The sequence below is a fragment of the Frondihabitans peucedani genome (assembly GCF_039537585.1).
In the GTDB taxonomy this organism is placed as follows: Bacteria; Actinomycetota; Actinomycetes; order Actinomycetales; family Microbacteriaceae; genus Frondihabitans; species Frondihabitans peucedani.
This window is the reverse complement of the sequence record NZ_BAABAU010000001.1, coordinates 1036215-1049951: the sequence shown is the minus strand read 5'-3', so window position 1 is coordinate 1049951 and position 13737 is coordinate 1036215. Positions and strand designations below refer to the sequence as shown.

The following is a 13737-nucleotide window of genomic DNA, read 5'->3' as shown; positions in this document are numbered from 1 at the left end:
CGGTGATCGCGATTCTGACGGTTGCGCTCGCAGCGCTCCTCTCCCTCGTCGTCGGCCTGCCGTGGGCGGTGGCCGTGCGTCGAGACCGCGACGACTGGGCCTCTCTGGTCATCGACTCCGTGGCCGCCGGGCTCCTCCTCCTCGTGACCGGGCTGTCCGTCTACTCCTGGATCGGCGTCGCCGGTCTCGTCCTCGCCGTGCTGGTCGAGCTCGCCGTCGTGGCGTTCATCGTCACCAGGCGGCGGCAGTTCGCCTGGCCGGCAGCGCCCGTCCGACGCGAGATCGTCTGGATCGCCGTGCTCGTCGTGATCCTGGCCGTGGCCCTCCTGCTCCGCCGCCACCCGAGCGACTTCGTCGAGTACACGGGCGACATGGGCGCCTACACGAACTGGGCCGACCAGTTCCTCCGCACCGGCACCCTGCAGTCGTCGTGGCCGCCGGTCTTCTCGATGTTCCTGGTGCTCGGCGGCCTCCTCACCGGTGCGAGCGGCGTCACGGCGATCGTCCCGCTCACCGGGCTCGTCCTGATCCTGGTCACCGTGCGCCTGCTCAGGATGGTCGGGATCGACCGCTGGATCGCGCTCGTCGTCGGGGCGGTCGTCGCCGTCCACCCCACGTCCATCTGGTTCTCCACCATCACTCTCAGCGAGTCGCTCAACGCACCCCTGCTGGTCTTCTGGCTGATCGCGATCATCGGCGTCGTGCAGAGCACCGCGAGACGGCAGGCCTTCTGGGCGGCGCTCGGCGGAATCACGATGCTGGCGCTGAGCCTCCTGCGAGGGACCGCCCCCGTCCTGATCCTGCCGGTCGTCGTCGTGGCCGTGATCGCGCTCGTCGAACCCCGCTGGCGCCACCTCGCCGCCGGCCTCTGGGCCTTCATCCTGGCCAACGGCGTGGGCGCGGCGATCGGCTACTGGTACGGGATCGACCGCATCCAGAACTACTACGTCGATCTCCAGATCCGGGAGCTCCTCCCGAAGGGCCTCTTCCAGGACCTCCGCGGAGCCGGCCTGCTGCGGGCGAGCGTCGCCAGCGCGGTCGCCGCGGTCGCCGTCGTCGTGGTGCTCGCCGCCGCCTACCTCCTGGTGCGCCGGCTCCGGGCCGTCTCGCGGGCCGAGAGTGTCGACGACGACAACGTCGGCGTCGTCGTGCGGATTGTCGAGCTCGTCGGGGCCGCGGCCCTGATCGGCGCCGTCCTCCTGGCGAGGCACCACGACAACGACGTCTGGCAGATCCTGAACCGACAGGGCATCTGGTTCGTCAGGATCGGCCTCGTCGCAGCGATCCTCGTGGCCGTTACGCGGCACACCAGGGCGCGGGCGACCCTCGTTATCGCGGCAACGATGCTCGGGGCCGTGTTCGTCGTCCTGCAGAACGGCCGCCTCGCCGAGATCCGGCCCCACATCGTCTTCCTCTACTGGGACCGCTACCTCTACAGCGAGTTCTTCCCGATCCTGATGATCCTGGTCGGCGTCGCCTTCGGCACGGTGTTCGAGTCGGTGTCGGTGCGCCTCGACTTCTCGAGGGTCTTCGCCCGCCCGACGCGCGACCGGAAGCCGGTGTCGATCGCGGGGCCGGTCGTGGCCGTCATCGCCGCCGCGCTCGTGCTCGGGCTCCTGCCCCGCACCGCGCTGCTGCAGGAGAATACCGAGCTGCAGGGCGCGCAGGCGATCCAGACGCAGCTCGAGAAGGCCATGCCCGACCGCGACCAGACGGTGCTCTGGGGCGCGACGGCGGTCGGCATCGTCCCGGGCTCGGGGTTCCCGAACACCTGGCAGGCCCTGGGGCTGCCGCTGAAGTACGCCTACGGCTACCCGTTCGACAACGGCGGACGCTCGACGGCGAACGGCGCGCTTCCGGACGTGGTCCTCGGGACGCAGCAGATCGACCGGGCGCTCGCCTGTGCCCGCTCGACGAAGGTCTACGTCGTCGAGAGCGACATGCCGGGTGGTGTGCGGCTTCCGACGCGCCTCGCCGGGAGCGGCCTGGACATCGCCCGACTCGACACCGTCTCGCAGGACGTGTCGATGCTCATGCAGCCGCCGACCAACAACGCCTGGCAGGTCGCGCACTACGACTTCACCGTCTACCGGGTGACGTCCGACACAGTGCCGGCCGCGTCGCTCTGCACGGCGCCGAAGGCCAGCTAGAGCCAGTGGGCGGCCAGGGTAGGGTGTTCGGAGCCCGATGACTACTCAAGCCCCCTCCCGCCGCCTGTCCACCGCCCCCTCGCCGGCCCGCCGGCCGATCGTGGGCGACTTCGTGCGCTCGTTCCCCGACCGGATCGCGCTGATCTGCCTTGCCGTGTTCCTCGTGGCAAGTGTCACGTCGACCCTGAACGTCTTCTACGAATGGGTGGTCCTGCCCGCGGCGCTGATTGCCGCGATCGGCTTCTGCTGGCTCATCCCTCGCCAGCAGATCGAGACGAGCCGACCTGTCCTCGTGGGCAGCGTCGTCTCGGTCGTCATCGCGGTCGTCTTCGTCGTCGGCAATCTCCACTTCACGTCCCAATCGATCGTTCCCACGGGCGACCCGGGCCTCTACACGCTGGGAGGCATCTGGCTGAGCCAGTCACCGACTGCCGGCATCGACATCTCTGGCGCCTCCGACGCTGTGACGGGTATCCCGGGGGTGTCTGCTCAGCTGGGCGCGTTCGTTCCTTCTCCCGACGGCAAGGTGCATCTCCAGGGCGGCGACCTGTTGCCCACGATGATCGCGATCGGCACGTGGCTCGGCGGAATCCGCTTGGGCCTGTCGACCAATCTGGTGCTCGGTGGCGCCGCCCTCATCACGGTGTACGGATTGGCGCGCCGCGTGCTCGGCCCGATCTGGGCCCTTGTTCCGCAACTCGCCCTGGGACTCTCCGTGGCTTTCCTCTTCTTCGCGCGCGGGAGCTACTCCGAGATCATCATGGTCACGGTCTGCGCTGCCGGTCTCACCTACCTCCTGTCGGCGGTGCGCTCGGGGAGTTCGCGCGACTTCATCGTCGCCGGGATGTTCCTCGGCACAGCCAGCATGGCCAGGATCGACGGGCCGCTCGCGTTCATCGGCTCGACCGTCGTTCTGGGCGCGGCCGGTCTCGGCTTCATCACGGGCGATCGGCGCAGAGAGCTGGGACGCGGACTCCTCTGGTTCTTCGGCGTCACCATCGCCACGACCGTCGTCGGCCTGCTCGGGATCGCGCTCAACAAGACCGCCTACATCGACACCCTGCTTCCGCAGGCGCGCCTGCTCTGGGCCGTCGGGATCGCGGTCTGCATCGTCACCGGGCTGCTCTGGTTCGTCGGTCGAAAGCTGCCACCGGGGTCGTTCACCCGAACCTGGCGGGTCGTGTCGTATGTCCTCGCCTCGGGTACCGCGCTCGCGCTCGTCTTCTGGCTGAGTCGGCCGCTGTGGTTCGTCTCCCGCCAGGGCAGCCTCTTCCAGCAGCCGACCGTGGGTGCGCTGCAGAAGCTCGAGGGCCTGCAGGTCGATCCCGCCCGGTCGTACGAAGAGCACACGATGTCGTGGATCGCCTGGTACTTCGGCTGGCCTACTCTCAGCCTGGCCATCGTGGGCTTCGTCCTGATGATGTTCCTGGGGGTGAAGCGACGGAGCATCCCGCTCCTGCTCCTGGCAGCGGCGCCGCTCGCGGTGGCCGCCCTCTACTTCACGAAGGTGTCGATCACACCGAGCCAGATCTGGGCATTCCGGCGGCTGCTTCCGATCGTCACGCCCGGCTTCTTGATCGCCGCAGTGTTCGCCCTGCGAGTGCTCTGGGGAGCGGTGCGCGATCGCAGGAGAGCGCGGGTGGTGGGCAGGATCCTGGCGGCCCTGCTGGCTGCAGTCGTCGCGCTGACCCCGCTGGTCGCGTGGAACGGCATCCTGGCGATCCGCGACGGAAGTCACCAGGCAGACGAGATCCAGGCGATCTGCGAAAGCATCGCCGAGGCCAACCCGGGGGCAGAGTCGGTCGTCCTCATTCGTGATGGCGCGCCGGCGAACTACGCCCTCACCCTCCGCACCGTCTGTGACCTGCAGGTGGCGAGTGTCTCGCTCTCCACGATCGACTCGACCAGTCTCGACACGGTTCAGAAGAAGCTCGGGAACATCGCGGTCGTGACGTACATGCCGAACCTGTTGCCGAAAAGCGACGCCGCTGCGTTCCGTTCGGTCTCGCCGATCACGACCGTCACCGTGCCCTTCTGGGGACGCGGACTCCTGCACCTCCCGAACACGTTCACGCAGTCGACCCGGAGCGTGTGGCTCGGCGAGCTGCAGTCCGGCGGCAGGATCGTGCCCGCGTCGAAGTAGGTGCCTCGGCGGATGCTCGCCGGTTCTGGCGCGCGGGTGGGCGGGTGCTCGCAGCAGTGGGGTGGCCCCCGGAGGCCCGCCTACAGCGGCAAGCACCCGCCGACGCGTCCCGCCGACCCCACGCATCAGCACCACGCCAGGAGGCCACCGCCCGACGCAGGATGGGCGGTCAGGCCAGGTCGTGCTCGACCATCGCCGCGACGACGGCCGCGAAGGTCTTCGTGGGCTCCCAGCCCAGCGCGGTCCGGATCTTCGACGCATCGCCGCGGAGCTCGGCCGCGTCGGTCGGCCGGACGAACGCGGGGTCGACCGACACCAGGCCCTCCCAGTCGGTGATCCCGGCGGCGGCAAAGGCTGCGGCGACGAAGTCGTGGATGGAGTGGGACTCCCCGGTCGCGACGACGTAGTCGTCGCTCTCGGTCGCGCTGCCGACCCGGGCCAGGGCCTCGGCGTAGTCGGGCGCCCAGCCCCAGTCGCGGCGGGCGTCGAGGTTGCCGAGGACGAGGCCGTCCTGCTCGCCGCGCGCGATCCTGGCGACACCGGCGGTGATCTTCCGCGTCACGAAGGCCTCGGGTCGGCGAGGCGACTCGTGGTTGTAGAGGATGACGCTGGAGGCCCGGAGCCCCGAGGCGCGGTAGGCACCGACGAGGGTGTGGCCGTAGGCCTTCGACGCGCCATAGGGGTTGACCGGGCGGATCGGCGTGGTCTCGCTCTGCGGCGACTCGTCGGCGGCGCCGAAGATCTCGGCGCTCGAGGCCTGCACGAACCCGCGGGGGAGACCGGGCGCCGACGCGGGGAGCGACCGGACGGCGTCGAGCAGGTTCGCGACCGCGGCGCCGTTCAGCAGCGCCGTCTCGATCGGTCTCTGCCAGGAGGCCGCGACCGACGACAGCGCCGCGAGGTTGAACAGGGTGTCGGGCTCGACGTCGGCGACGACCCTCGCGGTCGCCGGGAAGTCGGCCAGGTCGGCCTGGTGCACCTCGACGGCGGCCGGGACGATCGGGTCGCGGGTGTCTTCCCGCTGGACGCCGTGCACCTCCCAGCCGCGGGCGAGGAGGTTCTCGGCGAGGTAGCTGCCGGTCTGCCCGGAGACGCCGGTGATCAGTGCGCGTGGCATCGGCTCGGACCCGCCGATCGTCGTCAGCGGCCGGCCTTGGCCTTCTCGTTCTCGAGGTCGGCGTCGACCATCTTCTTGACGAGGCCGTCGAACGACAGGGTCGGCTTCCAGCCGAGGGTCTCGTGCGCCTTGGCAGCGTCGCCGATGAGGAGGTCGACCTCGGCCGGACGGAAGAACTGCGGGTCTTGGAAGACGTGCTTCTCCCAGTCGGAGATGCCGACGTGGTTGAAGGCGATGTCGAGGTACTCGCGCACCTCGTGGGTCTCGCCGGTCGAGATGACGTAGTCGTCGGCGGTGTCCTGCTGGAGCATGCGCCACATCGCGTCGACGTAGTCGCCGGCGAAGCCCCAGTCGCGCTTGGCGTCGATGTTGCCGAGAGTGAGCTGCTCCTGAAGGCCGAGGGCGATGCGGGCGACGGCGATCGAGATCTTGCGGGTGACGAACTCCGGGCCGCGGAGGGGCGACTCGTGGTTGAACAGGACGCCGGAGGAGGCGTGCATGCCGTACGACTCGCGGTAGTTGATGGTCATGTAGTGGCCGTAGACCTTGGCGACGCCGTAGGGCGAGCGCGGCCAGAGCAGGGTGGTCTCGCGCTGCGGGACCTCCTGGACGCGGCCGAACATCTCGGACGACGACGCCTGGTAGAAGCGCACCTTCTCGATGTCGTCGCCGGCGTAGAGGCGGATCGCCTCGAGGATGTTCAGGACGCCGAGGCCGGTCACCTGGCTGGTGAGCTGCGCGTTCTCCCACGAGTAGGCCACGAACGAGATGGCGCCGAGGTTGTAGACCTCGTCGGGCTGCGAGGCGTTGAGCGCGCGGAGGAGGCTCGACTGGTCGAGGAGGTCGCCGGTGAGGATCTTCACCTCGGGCGCCCACTCCTCGATGATCTGGCGCTTGGGGTTGTTCTGACCGCGCACGAGGCCGAAGACCTCGTAGCCCTTCGAGAGGAGCAGGCGGCTGAGGTACATGCCGTCCTGGCCCGTGACTCCGGTGATGAGGGCGCGCTTCGTCAATTCAGATCCTTTGGTTCGCGGGCGTTTCCGACACGTCACTATAGCCAAGGGCCGAAGGCCCGTGCTGGGCGTCAGTAGACCTGTGCACCGTCGATCGCGATGGTCGACGCGGTGGAGTCCTCGTAGAGCTGGAACCGCAGCGAGGTGAGGCCGCTCGCGGTGATCGGCAGGGAGACGCGCACGAGGGTCCAGGAGGACGAGGCGGTGAACGCCGTCGAGGCCTGCACGTTCTTCGTCCCGAGACCCCAGAGCGCGAGGCGCCCGGTGAAGGGCGCGGCTCCGGTCCGCCGGACCCAGATCTCGGCGGTGTAGACGTCGCCCGCGATCGGTGCGAGGACGACATCCTGCGTGAGCGACGCTCCCGGGAGGTTCGTGTTCGTCGCCGCGTAGGAGGAGCCGTTCACCGCGGTGTTCGTGCCGGACGCCTTGTAGACGGCCAGGTTCGTCCCGGCCGAGCTCCGGTTCCAGCCGGCGGCGGAGCCCTCGAAGGACCCGGAGGCGAGGAGGTTCCGCGAGAGGTCGGCGCCGTCGAGGTAGAGCGTGCCCCGACTCGACGTCGTGTCCATGTACACCTCGAACTTCAGCGAGCTCGGCACGACCGCGCCGACGTCCAGGGTGACGGTGAACCGCGTCCAGGTGCTGCCGACCGAGTACGCCTTCACGGTGTTCAGGTTCTTCGAGCCGCCGAGGCCCCAGAGCGCGAGCCGGCCGGTGAACCGGGACGACGACGAGGAGCGCAGCCAGACGGAGGCGGTCCAGCGGTCGCCGGCTGAGACGGTCGGGGTGACGGTCTGCGAGAAGCTCCGGCCGGCCACGGCGGTGTTCGACGCGGCGAACCACGAGCCTGCCTTCGCCTGCGCGGGCTTGTCGTAGATCTGCTGATTGATGAAGCCGTTGCCGGGCGTCCAGCGGCCGAACGACCCCTCGAACGACGGGTTGACGAGTGTGTTCTGCAGGACGGGCGCCTGCCCGAAGCCGAGGGCTGCGGAGTCGAGGTAGAGGTTCTTCCCCGTCGTCGTCATCGCGACGTCGAGCCGGACGCCGGTGTGGGTCGACGCCCGGATCGGGAGCGCGACCCGGACCTGCGTCCACGTGGCGCCCACGGTGAAGGCCTGCTTCGCGGTCTCGGCCGTGCCGCCGAGGCCGGTGAGCGACACCGTGCCGGTGAACGGCGCCGTCGACGACGAGCGCAGCCAGATCGAGGCGTTGGCCTGCTCCCCGATCCTGGTGGCCCGGGTGATCGTCTGCGAGACGGTGCGTCCCGCTGCGGGGGTGTTCGCGACGAGGTAGTAGTCGCCGGCCTGGGCGGTCTTCGCGTCTCCGCGAGACGCCCGGTTGACGCCGGATGCGAACGCCCAGCCGGTCTTCGAGGAGCCCTCGAAGCCGCCTGCGGAGAGCCAGTTCGAGGGGTTGCCGAACCAGTCGCTGAAGTAGAGGTAGAAGTTCCGGTTGCCGTAGGCGCCGCAGGGCGCGGAACCGTAGCCGGCCTGGAGCGACGCCGCGTTCGGGGTGTAGGGCGTGTAGATGTACAGGTTCGCGGTGGCCTGGTTCTGGATGTAGACGCTCTTCGCGCCGCACGACGCGCTGGGGTTGTACTGGATGAGGTTGGTGCGGCCCGGCTGGAAGCTGAACAGCCTGCTGTTCTTGGTGTACTTCTGCATCTGGTGGGCGGCGTTCCAGACCTGGTTCGCGAAGCCGTAGTAGAGGGTGTTGCACGCCGCGGTGTCGGGGCAGCCGTAGCCCATGGCGATCCGGTAGGCCGTCGCGGTGGGCGCCGTCGACAGGACGAGTCCCTGCTCCTTCTGCAGCATCACGAGGAGCACCTGGGGGTTGATCCCGCACGCGGCGCCGACGCGGGCGATGATCGAGGCGGCGGTCTCCGTCGAGGCCCCGATGTAGGCGCGGCAGTAGGTGTCGGCCGCGTGGGTCGCGGTCGCCTGCGAGTAGCTCTTCAGGCAGGTGGAGCCCGACCGGCAGACCGGCACCTTCGAATTCAGGAACACCTGGACATCGGCCGCCGACATGGTCGAGGCGTTGAAGAAGGTGTCGTCGCTGATGATGTTGCCCGCGTCGAAGGTCGATGCGCTCGTCGCGGCCGAGGCGCGCTCGGTCGTCGACGAGACGAGGCCGGTGACGACCGTCAGCGCGGACGCGGCCAGAGCGGTGACCAGCGCGATGGCCGCGATCCTGCGCCAGAGGCTTCTCGATTCGGTCACAGGGTCACCTCGGTGCTCGGGGAGGCTCCGGCCGCGCGCGGGGATCGGTAGCCGATGGTCAGGTTCCAGGTGCCGCTCGTGAGCTTCGGCGACGCCAGGCGCATCGTGCCGCACTCGGTCGAGGACGCCTGCGGGGAGGCGGTGAAGGTCTGAGTCACGGTCACGGCGCCGCGGGTGGCGGTCACGATGCACGATCCGCCCGAGTCGACGAGTCCGGGCACGTTGCCGCCGACCTCGAGCGTCGACGACGACGCGGTGAAGTCGTAGTAGGTGAGGTGCGGGGTGACGCTCGTAACGGCCACGACGGGCTTCGTCGTGGCGGCGGGAGGCGCCGCGGTCGGGCCGGTCGACGGCGCAGACGAGGAGGGCGACGCAGGATCGCCCGGCGTCGCGGTCGCAGGCGCAGTCGCGTCGGCAGCGGGCCGGCTCCCGGCCGGGGTGCCCGACGGCGACGGGAGCGAGGACGGCGTCGACCCGGCCGTGACCCGCGCTCCGGCGGCGGAACCCGCCGAGGTCGGCCCCACGGCGGCGTACGTCACGCCGGCTCCGACCACCACGACGGCGGACACGATCCAGACGATCGTCGATCTACGAGTCATTGCCCCTGCTCCGTGCGTGCCTCACCGATCGACACTCGCGACGTCTCCCGAAAGACGCCGGTCGTCACACGGTAATGTGTCGCACTGGCGTCCGGACATCCCCCGATCGGGAGGGGTGTCGTGAAGCTCCGCCGCCGCACGTCGAATGAAGGAACGCCCGTGACACCCACCTCACCAGCGAAGAAGCGCACCGCGGCCCAGTCGGAGGCCGAGCTGGCAGAGCTCCGCGACGCCGTCCTCGACGACTGGCTGGTCGTGACGACGAGCGTGACCGGCGCCCTCCACGACATCCAGCAGACGGTGTCGTGGAAGGTCACGAAGCCGCTCCGGCTCGGTCGCCTGCTGCAGAAGAAGGTCGGCGAGGTCGGCGTCGTGCCCGCCTCCCAGCTCGCCGCAGCGGCCGTCGCGCGCCGCCTGGGCCGCTGATGGCGATCGGCTCCGACCTGCCCGCGCGCCGGGCGGCCCTCCTCGCGCGTCTCGTCGAGGCCGCGCCGCACCTCGGAGTGCGGCTCGACGCCGATCTCACCGCGACCGAGGCCCTCGATGTGATCGCCCGGTCCGTCCGCGAGTCCGACGACCTGCACCGCATGTGGCTCCTCCACGTCGCGATCACGGCCACGCTCCCCACGCCGGGCGACCTCGGGCGCCTCCGCCGCCACCTCATCCTCGCGACGCCCGCGACCGCGCTCCTGCAGGTCCTCGCCGGCACCATCGACGCAGGATCGCGCACCTTCTCCGGCCTCCGCACCTTGCGCGTCGTCACCGGCGAGGTCCTGGTCGACGTCGACTTCTGTGCGCGCTGGGAGCACAACACCGGCATCCAGCGCGTCGTCCGCCACACCGTCCCGCACTGGCAGGACGACCCCCGGCGGGCCCACCGACTCGTCGCCTGGACCCAGGACTCCTCCGCCTACGTCGACCTCACCGAGCGTCAGGCCGACCGCGTCCTGCACTGGAGCGACCGCCGCTTCGACAAGAAGACCGACCCGCGCGTCTCCGACGAGGAGCTCGACACCGCCGAGATCGTCGTCCCCTGGAACTGCACGGTCGTCATCGCCGAGGTGCCCGCCGAGGCCGTCTGCGCCGAGCTCGCCTGCCTCGCGCAGTCGTCGCCGAACCGGGTCGCCCTGGTCGGCTACGACACCATCCCGCTGGCGAGCGCCGACACGCTGCCCGACGCCGAGTCCGAGCGGTTCGCGAAGTACCTGACCGTCGTGAAGCACTCCGACGTCGTCGCCGGCATCAGCGAGTCGGCGTCCGACGAGTTCCGCGGCTTCGTCGACGCGCTGCCGAGCCAGGGGCTGACCGGCCCCGACGTCGTCGCGATCCCGCTCGCGACCGAGGTCTCGGATGCTGCTCGACGCGCCGTCCAGGCGGCGCCGGAGCCCTTCGTCGACGCGAGCCCGATCATCCTGTGCGTCGGCAGCCACGAGCCCCGGAAGAACCAGGACGCCGTGCTCTTCGCGGCCGAGCTGCTGTTCCGCGAGGGCCTCGACTTCCGCATCGTGTTCGTCGGGGGAGGCAGCCGCCAGGCGACGATCCGCTTCGACCGGCGCGTCGCGGCACTCCAGAAGGAGGGCATGCGCGTCGAGTCGCACCGGCGCCTCGGCGACGACGACCTCTGGACCTTCTACTCGCAGGCCCGCTTCTCGGTCTTCGCCTCGCTCCACGAGGGCTTCGGCCTCCCGGTCGCGGAGTCGCTCGCGCTCGGCACGCCCGTACTGACGAGCGACTTCGGCAGCCTCGACGAGGTCGCGGCCCAGGGCGGCTGCGTGCAGATCGACCCCCGCGACGACGAGCAGATCGTCGACGGGATGCGCCGACTGCTCCAGGACGACGCGCTGCTCGGCCGGCTCCACGACGAGATCCGCGGGGCGACCTGGAAGTCGTGGCAGACCTACGCCGACGAGCTCTGGGACGTCGTCGCTCAGGACCCGCAGTCCGCGATCGCCGAGACCCGAGAGGTGTCCGCGTGAGCCCGACCCTGCCCCTCGTCCGCCGCGAGTCCACCGACAGCGCCCTGCGCGAGGCGGCCGCCGCCCTCACGGGGAACGCCCTCGGCTGGCGGCGCTCCGGCGGAGCCCGCCTCGTCGCCGAGGTGGCGAGAGCCGTCGTCGACCCCGACGAGTCCGCCTCCTACCTCCTGCTCTCCTGCCTCAACCGGCAGGTGCCGAGCGAGCGCGAGATCGTCGACTTCACCCGCGCCTGGCGGGTCGACGGGCTCGAGAAGACGCTCGCGACGGCCTACTCCCACGTCTCGCTCCGCGCCACCGAGGCGGTCGTCGTCGAGTCGGGGATCCTGATCGACGTGACCGACACCGGCCGCAGCCGCTTCACGACGGGCATCCAGCGCGTCGCGCGCGAGACGCTGACCCGCTGGGCCCGCGACCACGAGCTGACCCTCGCCTCGTGGTCGACCGGGATGACGCACCTCCGCGGGGCGGGCGACGACGAGATCGAGCGCGTGATCCTCGATCCTGCCGTCCGCGGGAACGTCCTCCGCCGACCGGGCGTCGTGCTCGTGCCCTTCGGCGCGACCTTCGTGCTGCCCGAGATCGCCGTCGCACGCGGCCGAGCCGACCACCTGCGGGTGATCGCCCGCTACAGCCGCAGCCGCGCCACCGCGATCGGCTTCGACTGCATCCCGATCACCACGTCCGAGACGTCGGGCCCCGGCATGCCGGGGGCGTTCTCGAAGTACCTCGCCGCCCTCGGGGCCTTCCGCTCGATCGCGACGATCTCGTCGGCCGCGACGACCGAGTACGAGGGGTGGCGCAGGATGCTCGGCGGAGCCGGCCTCCCCGGCCCCGCGGTCACGACGATGCCCCTTCCCAGCCAGACCGAGCGCATGTCGCCGGAGACCGTGGCCGCCACCGCCGAGAGGCTCGGCCTCGGCGACGCGCCCGTGGTGCTCGCGGTCGGGAGCCACGAGCCGCGGAAGAACCACCTCAACCTCCTCACGGCGTCGGAGCTGGCCTGGCGCGAGGGGCGGGAGTTCACCCTCGTCCTCGTCGGCGGCAACGCCTGGGGCGACGACGAGTTCCAGGAGCTGGTGCGGTCCCTCCGGCGGAAGGGCCGCTCGATCCTGCTGCTGTCCGGTGTCGACGACGAGACCGTCTGGAGCCTCTACGGCCTCGCCCGCTTCACCGTCTTCTGCAGCATCAACGAGGGCTTCGGGCTGCCCGTCGTCGAGTCGCTGGCCATCGGGACCCCCGTCTTGACGAGCGACTTCGGCAGCATGCGCGAGCTCGGCGAGGGCCACGGCGCTCTCGTCGTCGACCCGCACGACCCGCGCCGGATGGCGGTCTCGATGGGCAGGATGCTCGACGACGACGACCTGATCGTCCGCCTCGAAGCGGAGACCGAGAGCCTCCCCGTCCCGACCTGGGACGACTACGCGGCGCGCCTCTGGGCGGTCACGGCCGACTGACGAAGACGCTCTGGCATAATAAACCGCGCCCGATGCCGCCCGGCCCGCTCTCCCGTCTCGAGGACCATTCCGTTCTTGGAGAGCCGTCGGGCCCCGTGACCGGGCGAGAATGAGGAGTCCGGTGACGACCACAGCTGCACAAGAACGCATCCGCCGATTGGAGAAGCTTCCCTTCGTCGCGGCCGGCGCGCCCGACGCCACGCTGCTGGGGGGCTTCTGGGGCGGCGTCCGCGACGTCATCACGCACAAGAACCTGCTCGACCTGCTGATCCGGCGCGAGCTCAAGGCCCGCTATAAAGACTCGAGCCTCGGGTTCCTCTGGTCGTTCGTCCGACCGCTGACGATGCTGCTGATCTACTACGTGGCGATCGGGCAGTTCCTCGGCGCTGCGCGCGCTGTTCCGCAGTATGCGATCTTCGTGTACTCCGGCCTCACCATCTGGGGCCTCTACAACGAGATCGTCGCAGGCTCGACGATGAGCATCCTGGCCAACGCCGGCCTCATCAAGAAGGTCTACGTGCCGCGGGAGCTGTTCCCGCTGGCCTCCATCGGCTCGGCGCTGTTCAACTTCGGCATCCAGATGATCGTGCTGCTCGGAGCCATCGTCGTCACGGGCCAGTTCCCGCTCAGCTGGAACCTGCTGTACGCCCTCGCCGCGGTGATCCTGGTCATCACCTACGGCGTCGCCCTGTCGCTGCTGCTGTCGGCGCTGAACGTCTACCTGCGCGACATCCAGTACCTCGTCGAGGTGGCTCTGCTCATCTTCTTCTGGGCCTCACCGATCGTCTACGCCTGGACCCAGGTGCAGACGGTGGCGAAGAACCACGCGTGGGTGGCCGACGTGTACCTGCTCAACCCGATGTCGAACGCGATCCTGGCGTTCCAGAAGGGCATGTGGGAGGCCGGATCGAAGACCAACATCATCAACGGCAAGCCCGTGCCGCCGGTCGACTGGCCCGCCCACCTCGACCTGCGCCTCCTGGTGCTCTTCGTCATCGGCCTCGCCCTCGTCTACGTCGCGCAGCGGGTCTTCGCCCGCCTGCAGGGCAACTTCGCGCAGGAGATCTGA

10 protein-coding genes are annotated in these 13737 nt (G+C 70.0%); 6 read left to right on the top strand and 4 right to left on the bottom strand.

What is annotated here, in order from left to right:
- Positions 1–2 precede the first annotated feature (2 nt).
- Together ABD733_RS04880 and ABD733_RS04875 are read left to right on the top strand one after the other, a co-directional pair.
- Positions 3–2150: a hypothetical protein gene (locus ABD733_RS04880; protein ID WP_344793898.1), complete on the top strand. Its 2148-nt coding sequence runs from the start codon at positions 3–5 to the stop codon at positions 2148–2150.
- Positions 2151–2187: 37 nt separating this feature from the next.
- Positions 2188–4293 (top strand): hypothetical protein, encoded by a 2106-nt coding sequence (locus ABD733_RS04875; RefSeq protein WP_344793897.1) that lies wholly within the window; start codon positions 2188–2190, stop codon positions 4291–4293.
- Between the two features lie 169 nt (positions 4294–4462).
- On the opposite strand, the gene ABD733_RS04870 is transcribed toward ABD733_RS04875, so the two are convergent.
- The 4 genes from ABD733_RS04870 to ABD733_RS04855 form a co-directional block, all read right to left on the bottom strand.
- Entirely contained in the window at positions 4463–5410 is a 948-nt protein-coding gene (locus ABD733_RS04870; RefSeq protein ID WP_344793896.1) for a GDP-mannose 4,6-dehydratase, read from the bottom strand.
- A 23-nt stretch (positions 5411–5433) separates the two neighbouring features.
- Positions 5434–6423: a GDP-mannose 4,6-dehydratase gene (locus ABD733_RS04865; protein WP_344793895.1), complete on the bottom strand. Its 990-nt coding sequence runs from the start codon at positions 6421–6423 to the stop codon at positions 5434–5436.
- A gap of 71 nt (positions 6424–6494) precedes the next feature.
- Positions 6495–8639 carry a hypothetical protein gene (locus ABD733_RS04860; protein WP_344793894.1) on the bottom strand — a complete coding sequence of 715 codons (2145 nt, stop codon included), beginning with the start codon at positions 8637–8639 and terminating at the stop codon, positions 6495–6497.
- On the bottom strand, positions 8636–9238 hold the full coding sequence (locus tag ABD733_RS04855) for a hypothetical protein (protein WP_344793893.1): 603 nt from the start codon (positions 9236–9238) through the stop codon (positions 8636–8638). The genes ABD733_RS04860 and ABD733_RS04855 overlap by 4 nt, the downstream gene beginning before the upstream one ends.
- Positions 9239–9397: 159 nt before the next feature.
- On the opposite strand from ABD733_RS04855, the gene ABD733_RS04850 reads away from it, so the two are divergent.
- The 4 genes from ABD733_RS04850 to ABD733_RS04835 all read left to right on the top strand — a co-directional run bounded on the left by ABD733_RS04850 (position 9398) and on the right by ABD733_RS04835 (position 13737).
- The gene (locus tag ABD733_RS04850) at positions 9398–9664 is read left to right on the top strand and encodes a hypothetical protein (protein ID WP_344793892.1); all 267 of its coding nucleotides are present in this window, start codon (positions 9398–9400) and stop codon (positions 9662–9664) included.
- A complete protein-coding gene (locus ABD733_RS04845; protein WP_344793891.1) occupies positions 9664–11214 on the top strand; it encodes a glycosyltransferase family 4 protein in 1551 nt (516 codons plus the stop codon). The genes ABD733_RS04850 and ABD733_RS04845 overlap by 1 nt, the downstream gene beginning before the upstream one ends.
- Entirely contained in the window at positions 11211–12668 is a 1458-nt protein-coding gene (locus ABD733_RS04840) for a glycosyltransferase family 4 protein (protein ID WP_344793890.1), read from the top strand. Before ABD733_RS04845 ends, ABD733_RS04840 begins: the two co-directional genes overlap by 4 nt.
- Positions 12669–12825: 157 nt before the next feature.
- Positions 12826–13737: an ABC transporter permease gene (locus tag ABD733_RS04835; RefSeq protein ID WP_344793889.1), complete on the top strand. Its 912-nt coding sequence runs from the start codon at positions 12826–12828 to the stop codon at positions 13735–13737.

Excerpts from the sequence above, each read along its gene's own strand:
- ABD733_RS04875 (WP_344793897.1), top strand. The coding sequence starts at position 2,188 with ATGACTACTCAAGCCCCCTCCCGCCGCCTGTCCACCGCCCCCTCGCCG.
- ABD733_RS04870 (WP_344793896.1), bottom strand. The coding sequence starts at position 5,410 with ATGCCACGCGCACTGATCACCGGCGTCTCCGGGCAGACCGGCAGCTAC.
- ABD733_RS04855 (WP_344793893.1), bottom strand. The coding sequence starts at position 9,238 with ATGACTCGTAGATCGACGATCGTCTGGATCGTGTCCGCCGTCGTGGTG.
- ABD733_RS04845 (WP_344793891.1), top strand. The coding sequence starts at position 9,664 with ATGGCGATCGGCTCCGACCTGCCCGCGCGCCGGGCGGCCCTCCTCGCG.